The 1,027-nt window shown below is 69.9% G+C and carries 1 protein-coding gene and 1 pseudogene; both read left to right on the plus strand.

What is annotated here, in order from left to right; genetic code table 11:
* On the plus strand, positions 1-654 hold a 654-nt coding region (locus tag ACIG5F_RS49270), incomplete at its 5' end, for a hypothetical protein (RefSeq protein ID WP_396527287.1).
* A pseudogene (locus tag ACIG5F_RS49275) lies at positions 651-1,027 on the plus strand (type VI secretion protein); the annotation flags it as partial. The gene ACIG5F_RS49270 and the pseudogene ACIG5F_RS49275, both read left to right, overlap by 4 nt.

Genomic DNA, 1,027 nt, shown 5'->3' on the forward strand with positions numbered 1-1,027 from the left:
CGCATGCCCGACGGCCGCACCTACAACACCTGCCCGTCGGCCGGGATCTGCCGCGACCTGTGCTACGCCAGGGTCGGCACCTACCGGTTCCCGGCGGTGAAGGCCAAGCACGAAGCCAACCTCGCGTTCGTGCTGGACGACCTGGTCGGCTGGGAGCACGCGATGCTCGCCGAGCTCGCCCATCCGCGCTTCGCCGGCCGGTGGGTCCGTGTGCACGACTCGGGCGACTTCTTCTCCGACGACTACCTCGCCGCCTGGCTGCGGATCTTCCGCGCGCGGCCGGTCACGAATTTCTACTGCTACACCAAGGAAGTGCGGAGATTTCGCCGCCTGGTCGAGCCTGACCCGCCGGCGAACCTCCGCTGGACCTTCAGCTACGGCGGAACCCAGGACCACCTGATCGACCCGACCCGGGACCGGGTCGCCGACGTCTTCCCAGACTCGGCCGCCATCACCAAGGCCGGCTTCGCCAGCCAGGAAGCCAGCGACACCATCGCGGTTACCGGACCACCCCGAATTGGCATACCCGCCAACCGGATTCCTCACCTGCTGGTGAGACAGGGCCAGGCGCGCTTCAGCGAGCTGCAGGCAGCGGCCGATCGCCGACGGCCACGTCGGCGTCCCGTTGTCCAAGCGGATCGGTGGGCGGCGTGAGCGAGGACAGCGTGTTGGCGCGGCTGCTGCGCGACCCGAGCGGGACCCTGACAGACCTCCTGGGCCACCTTGTGAGCTGGGTGGTGATCTACGGGCCGATGGCCGGACTCGGGCTCATGCTGCTCAGCACGCTGACGGCTGCGATCCGGAGCTGGCGGGCCCACCGGCTGCGTGCGCGGCTGGCCGAGGACTCCCGCGTGATCACCATCCTGCCGGGACCGACCGTGGACCCCTCCGGGGCGATCACCTTCTGGTCCAACATCGTCGGCATCCTGCGACCCCGCTGGGCCCGGCTGCTCAGCGGGCAACCGCACGTGGCGCTGGAGTACGGCTTCGACGCCGACGGCGTCCGAATCCAGGTCTGGGTGCCCGG

The sequence above is a fragment of the Kutzneria sp. NPDC052558 genome (assembly GCF_044547355.1).
Taxonomy (GTDB): Bacteria; Actinomycetota; Actinomycetes; order Mycobacteriales; family Pseudonocardiaceae; genus Kutzneria.